Source organism: Vibrio sp. V33_P6A3T137 (genome assembly GCF_009904835.1).
Taxonomy (GTDB): domain Bacteria; phylum Pseudomonadota; class Gammaproteobacteria; order Enterobacterales; family Vibrionaceae; genus Vibrio; species Vibrio metschnikovii.
The window spans coordinates 35,452-42,459 of record NZ_WXWK01000075.1 but is presented as its reverse complement, the minus strand read 5'-3'; the positions used below and the strand labels follow the sequence as shown (position 1 = coordinate 42,459).

General features: G+C 45.4%; 4 protein-coding genes. All 4 read left to right on the top strand.

Annotation, left to right across the window (positions count from 1 at the left end):
• The first annotated feature begins 100 nt into the window (after positions 1–100).
• The 4 genes from CAG60_RS07130 to CAG60_RS07115 all read left to right on the top strand — a co-directional run bounded on the left by CAG60_RS07130 (position 101) and on the right by CAG60_RS07115 (position 6,994).
• Positions 101–2,902, top strand: coding sequence for a TolB (locus tag CAG60_RS07130; RefSeq protein ID WP_161438599.1), 2,802 nt, complete (start codon positions 101–103; stop codon positions 2,900–2,902).
• Between the two features lie 127 nt (positions 2,903–3,029).
• Positions 3,030–4,385, top strand: coding sequence for a DASH family cryptochrome (locus CAG60_RS07125; protein ID WP_161438598.1), 1,356 nt, complete (start codon positions 3,030–3,032; stop codon positions 4,383–4,385).
• A gap of 279 nt (positions 4,386–4,664) precedes the next feature.
• On the top strand, positions 4,665–5,999 hold the full coding sequence (locus CAG60_RS07120) for a cytochrome ubiquinol oxidase subunit I (RefSeq protein ID WP_161438597.1): 1,335 nt from the start codon (positions 4,665–4,667) through the stop codon (positions 5,997–5,999).
• A gap of 2 nt (positions 6,000–6,001) precedes the next feature.
• The gene (locus tag CAG60_RS07115; RefSeq protein WP_161438596.1) at positions 6,002–6,994 is read left to right on the top strand and encodes a cytochrome d ubiquinol oxidase subunit II; all 993 of its coding nucleotides are present in this window, start codon (positions 6,002–6,004) and stop codon (positions 6,992–6,994) included.
• The last annotated feature ends 14 nt before the right edge of the window (positions 6,995–7,008 follow it).

The window sequence follows — 7,008 nt, the reverse complement described above, 5'->3', positions numbered from 1 at the left end:
GGGTTAGATTCAGACAAAACCATACATTTCATGACTGAATGATTTTGATATTTATCTTTATAATAAATACTGTTAATCACTAATAGGATCGCTGTTTACTATGTCGAAAACATTGGCACTTTCTCCGATTATGGGCTTGATGGCTTGCCTTGGGCTTCACTCCCCTCACGTGTTAGCGGAGCCCGTCGCTTGGGATCAAGCGGGGCAGGTTTGGCAAACACAGCAATCTGCGCATTTTGTGGTCCATTTTCGTAGTGAACTCGCCAGTAGTGCAGCACGTGCATTAGATATTGCTGAGCAGGTTCATCAAGAGCTCGCGTCTCAGTTTGCACAAATGCCCAGCGAGAAAACGCATCTCACCGTAGTCGATGATTATGATTACTCTAACGGATGGGCTACGCCACTGCCTTACGCACAGATACGTCTGATCATCAATCCACCTAGCGATGTGAATGGCTTAGAAGGTAATGATGAGTGGCTGCATTTACTGATCCGTCACGAATATACCCATATTATCCATATGGAAATGAATGATGGTGCTGTTACCATTGGACGAGGCATTGTCGGTCGCCATCCTTTTTTATTCCCACATGCTTTTACCCCCTCGATGCTATTGGAAGGTTTGGCGGTCTATATGGAAAGCCAAAACGATCATGGTGTGGGTCGATTGCACAACAGTCACTTTGCAATGCAGATGCGTATGGAAGTGGCGAGTGGTGAGTTAGCCGATATTGAACAAGTGGTGGTGGCGAATAAGCGTTTGCCCTTTGGCAGTAACTATTTGTATGGTGCTTATTTTGTTCAGTATCTAGCCAAAACCTATGGTGAAGAGTCTGTTCAGGCATTTTTAACCGATTACAGTGGCTATTTGGTTCCGGGACTTTTCTTAAATCTCAGTGCTAGACACATTTTTGGGAAAGATTTTTTCGCGCTTTGGGAAGAGTTTCGTGCCGATTTGAACACGCAATTTACCGATCAACTGACTTCGAATGAGGCGTTCACTTACCATGAACTCGATGCTCAGCCATTTGAGTATTTGTTAGCCTATGACAATGACACGTTGCTCGCTTGGCGTCGAAATGGCGACGATCGCGCTAACCTTGCTCAATGGGATGCTAAGCATGGTCAATGGCAAAGTCTGGTCAGTACCAAAAGCTTAACCAGTATCGACTCGCATCCGACGCAAGGGCTAGTGGTTTCGCAGATCAATTCGTATGTTGATGGGCGTGTTTTTAATGATCTGTATCGTTATGTTGATGGTCAGTGGCAGCGTTTAACTGAGCAGCAACGCGTTGTGCAAGCACGCTGGAGTAACGATGGGCAAAGCATTTTTGCGGTCCGTCATCAGCAAGGTCTGGCTGAGTTATGGCAAATCGAATTAAACGGCAAGCAAACTCAGTTGTGGCAGGGTGAAGCCAATTGGGTATTAGGCGATATGGCCGTGTCACCAAACGGTGATATTTATGCCACAGTGAAAGCGCCTTTTCAGTCGTGGAATATTATGCGTTTTGATCAGCCAACGCAAAGCTGGATGGCGGTCACTGAAACCGCCGCTACTGAACATCAATTGAGCTTTACTGCGCAAGGCGATTTACTATTCAGTGCCGATTATACTGGGCGTTATCAGATTTATCGTCTTGATTTGCAAACCAATATCGTTGAACAATTAACCGCAGAAATCGGCGGTGCATTTTCACCGCAATCGGGGCCTGAAGGGATTGTTTATCAAGCGTATGAGCATGATGGTTACCATCTGCGTCGTGTAGAGAATCCGCAAGGACTTGCCGATATACCGCTATCAACGCTACCGGTGGCCAACACCGTGAATGCGGCTCCGATAGCCACGATTACTGCTACAGAGAAAAGTCAGCCAACAGGATACTCGCCATTATCGACGTTAGCGCCACGTTATTGGGTGCCGGTATGGCAGTCTGATGATAATCAATCGTTATTTGGTGTTGCTACTAGTGGCTCCGATGTATTGGGTCGCCACCAATATGAGATCATGGCGGCATGGGACAGTAAAAATGCGTTTGCTGCTTATCAACTTGGCTATCAATACGATAACCGCTGGCAAGCGACATTAAGTCGTGAACATGAGTTTAAATTTAACGCATTAACGGGTAAAGACGATCGGATTGTTCGTCAGGATGATTTCACACTGCAGCGTAACCATTTATGGCATGCGTTTGATGACCACTTAAACGTTGGCGTCGGAACGTATTGGCAGAAAGAAGCGCAGGTTAAATCTCCTCAAGGTTCTCGCTATGCGGACGCGAGTAATGAATGGCTGGCCGGTGGTGCGATTCAATGGGATAACCGTGAAGACTTGTTGAATATCCCCGGTTACGCTTGGGGACATTACGCTGACTTAGTGTGGGAAACCAATATTGACGGTGACTACTCAGGACAGAAGTGGCAAGCACAGTGGCAGGCGAACTGGGATTTACCCGGACGTTTACGCTTAACAACGCATTTGGCCGCCGGTTATGCCGATGCTAAAGCTAAACCTTTTGAACTTGGTGGTTATACGGGTGACGAAGCACAACTTTATGGCCGAAATGAACTTAAACTACGCGGTTATGGTTCTGCGGCGCAAGTGGGCCAGCAATATGCCACACAAAGTATTGAGCTAAGCCGTTTGCTGTATCGAGCTGAGCGAAACTGGGGCTTATGGCCGATTGGTTTAGGTGACATTTCTGCGACCGCATTTGTTGATTCTGGTTCCAGTTGGAATTCTCAGCAAAGCTACAGTGCATTAACGGGCATCGGTGCTGAGTTACAAATCGATGCGATCGTTTTGTATGGTAATGCGTTACCGATTCATATTGGATATGCTCATGGCTTAGACAGTAAGCTAGGCAAAGATGAAGTGTACATTAAGCTCGCGGCTGAGTTTTAAACGCGCACCACTATTATTATCGGTTGTAAAAAGGGCAGAATGATTTCTGCCCTTTTTTATTGCTGAATCGATCGATAATCCCTCTATTTACGTATCAAAATAAAAATTTAATCATCGGTTACTTTTTATGTCCATACGCTCTCTTTATTGGTTTACCAATGACTTACGGATTTCAGATAACCCATTATTGACTCAAGCCGCGCAAAATAGTCACCAGTTGACTTGCTGTTATCTGATCCCTTCGTTAACGCCTTTAGATCAACGTTTTCAAGTTGTGGCCAGTAATGGCTTGGCCAAGCAGCGGTTTTTACTAGAGAGCTTGGCGGATTTGGATGCAAAATTGCAAACGCTCGGTCAATCATTACAGATAGCCACCGGAGAGGCGGTATCGCAGCTTTGCCAGTTTATTGAACTGACCGAAGCCAATCATTTGTATGTGTCTGAATCTGTCGACTTTGCCATTCATCAAACGTTACGTGAAGTACGCTTACGCTACCCACAATTAACGGTGGTCTCTCTTAATACTCATCGTTTATTTGAGCAAGCCGAATTACCGTTTTCGTTAGCGGCGTTACCTGACTCTTTTTCTGTTTTTCGTAAACAGGTCGAATCACTCGACGGTCGATATTCATCGCAATCAGCGCGGTGGAATAGCGATATCACGGCTTTGCCACCCAGTGTTCTTTCATCGTCGAGCTCTTGGTTATCGACCGCCATCAGCCCCATCAATCTTGAGTTGCGGTCTTCGCCGCTGTGGAGAGGCGGTGAAAGTGCTGCCTTAGAGCATCTTGAAGATTATTTTTCTAGCGATGCGCCATTGATTTATAAACAAACGCGTAATGCGTTAGATGAATGGGAGTCTTCGACGAAGTTTTCGTCTTGGCTTGCCAATGGTTGTCTCTCGATTGGCCGTTTATTAGCAAGGCTTAACGATTATGAAACGCAACGAGGAGCGAATGAGTCGACATACTGGATTTATTTTGAATTGTTGTGGCGAGAATATTTTCAATGGTACGCCCTTAAATATGGGGCGCAATTATTTCAATTCTCAGGTATCAAAGGTCAAGTGCCGTTGACCAGCTACTATCCGCAACGGATGCGCAGTTGGATCAATGGTACAACCCCTTATCCGATTGTGAATGCGGCAATGAAGCAATTAAAAGCCACAGGATACCTGTCTAATCGAAGTCGTCAGCTTGTTGCCAGTTGTTTGGTGCATGAGCTAAGCATCGATTGGCGCTATGGCGCGCAGTATTTTCAATCACAATTAATCGATTATGATGTCGCCAGTAATTGGGGTAATTGGCAATATTTAGCGGGAGTTGGCGCGGACCCTCGCGGTCATCGCCGCTTTGATTTGGCTAAGCAGACCGCGTTATACGATCCTGAGTTGAGTTTTATTCGTCATTGGCAGGGGGAAGCGGATCAGCACAGTATTGATGTTGTTGATATGGTTGATTGGCCTGTCTCTCCAGCGCAATAAGCGTACGATTATTGCGCAAGCGTGGCGCTATTCACTTTTTGTCATCATTCTCATCGATTCGACACACCTTTTGGCTCGGTTATCATGAATAAGTTTGATATACATCAAGCTTATTTGTGTTTTTATACCGAGTCGATCGCTATTAACCCTAATTGGCAATGGCAAAACACAATAAAAATAGCAACGAGTAAACCAAATTGGAGTGGGACTCGTAATTAACAAGTAAGTTAATAATCGTTGTGTCATTGCCTAGCGGTTTTTTAGATTGAGGAATACGTGATGTTAGATACCCTCATGTTGTCGCGGATACAGTTTGCGGCCAATATTAGTTTTCATATTTTATTTCCGACCATCACCATTGCGTTAGCGTGGATCATGGTGTTTTTCAAGTGGCGTTTTGTTCGTACTCAAGCTCAGTTATGGCTTGATTTGTACTATTTTTGGGTCAAGGTATTTGCGCTTACCTTCGCTCTTGGGGTTGTCTCTGGTATTACCATGAGTTTCCAATTTGGCACCAACTGGCCGGGTTTTATGGAAAAAGTCGGTAATGTTGCCGGACCATTACTGGGTTATGAAGTGATGACTGCTTTCTTTATGGAAGCGACCTTCCTTGGTGTGATGTTGTTTGGACGGGGTCGTGTTCCTGAATGGGTACACACCTTAGCCACCGTACTGGTTGCGATTGGTACCTCACTCTCTGCCTTCTGGATTTTAGTCCTTAATAGTTGGATGCATACGCCAACGGGTTATGAACTGATTGACGGCATAGTACATGTGACCAGTTGGAAAGAAGTGATTTTTAATCCTTCTATGCCTTATCGTCTCGCCCACATGTTACTTGCTTCGTTACTCACAGCCAGTTTTGTTATTGCTGGGATCTCGGCTTATCAGTACCTGCGTAATTCACAACTTAACGCCGCCAAAGTGGGCATGAAAGTAGCGATTATTCTTGCCGCTGTTGGTATTCCGGTGCAGATTTTGGTCGGTGATTTACACGGTTTAAATACGCTTGAACATCAGCCTGCGAAAATCGCTGCGATGGAAGGGGTGTGGGAAACTGAACAAGGTGCGCCATTACTGCTTTTTGCTTGGCCCGATGAAACCACGCGCAGTAATCATTTTGAAGTCGGGATCCCTAAATTAGCGAGCTTCATTTTAACCCATGACTTAAATGGTGAAATTCAGGGCTTAAATGAGTTTGCGCCAGATCATCCTCCGGTCAAGCCTTTATTCTTTGGTTTTCGGATCATGGTGGGTGTCGGGATGTTGATGCTATTGGTGAGTTGGTACGGTGCTTGGCGATTGCTACGCCAACAATCACTACCGAAACCTTACTTATACACTTTAGTGGCGATGACATTTTCCGGATGGGTAGCAACCTTAGCGGGTTGGTATGTGACAGAAATTGGTCGTCAGCCTTGGTTAGTTCAAGGGGTATTACGAACCTCAGATGCGGTAACGACGGTGGCGAGTAGCTCTGTAGCCACGTCATTAGTGATGTACTTAATTGTCTATGTGGTCTTGCTGGTGGCTTATATCCATACCCTGTTTTATTTAGCCAGACAGTTTTCATCACCGACTGAAACCGCAACCACTAATGAGCAAAAGGTATAAGCATGATCACATATCTACCTGAAATTTATTTATTACTGCTGGGCTTTAGTGTCTTCATGTATGCCGTGCTTGATGGCTATGATTTAGGCGTTGGCATTTTGTTACCGCGTAATAATGAGCAGCAACGCGATCGAATGATCGCTTCGATTGGCCCTTTTTGGGACGCTAATGAAACGTGGCTAGTATTAGGTATTGGTATCTTATTAATCGCGTTTCCTGCTGCGCATAGCTATATCCTTACCGAACTCTATATGCCTGTCGCCATTATGCTGATCGCCTTGATTATGCGAGGTGTGGCGTTCGATTTTCGCGCCAAAGCGAAAGCCGATCATAAAGATCATTGGGATTTGTGCTTTAAAACGGGTTCACTGCTCGCGGCACTGACTCAAGGCTACATGATTGGTCGCTATGTGATGAGTTTTGAAGAGTCAACTCAAGCGTACGCCTTTGCACTGCTCAGCGCGTTGTGTGTCACTGCGGCTTACGTGTACATTGGTGGCGCTTGGCTAGTTTTAAAAACAGAGGGTGAGTTACAAAAACGCGCGGCATATTGGTCTCGCCGAGCTGGCTGGTTAGCGGCATTAGGTATTTTAGCGGTCAGTGTGGTTAATCCACTGTTTAATCCGATGGTGGCTGAGCGTTGGTTCAGTTTTCCAGAGATGTTGCTGTTGGCTCCGGTGCCATTGGTAGTGCTAGCAACCATTTTTATGGTTGATCGTTATTTAAGACGGGTGCCGGTAGAGAATGATATGGGCGTTCAATGGCCATTCTTTGGGGTAATGTTGATTTTTGTTTTAAGTTTCCTCGGCTTAGCTTACAGCTTCTTTCCTGATGTTGTACCCGGGGTGATGACAGCGCAAGAATCAGCCGCTTCTACTGCTAGCTTGTTAGTGGTCGGGATTGGGGTAGTGATTGTTATGCCAATGATCTTGCTTTATACCTTTGTTGTCTATCGGATTTTTAAAGGTAAGGCGACAGACTTAAGCTACAAGTAATCGCATGTAGTGGT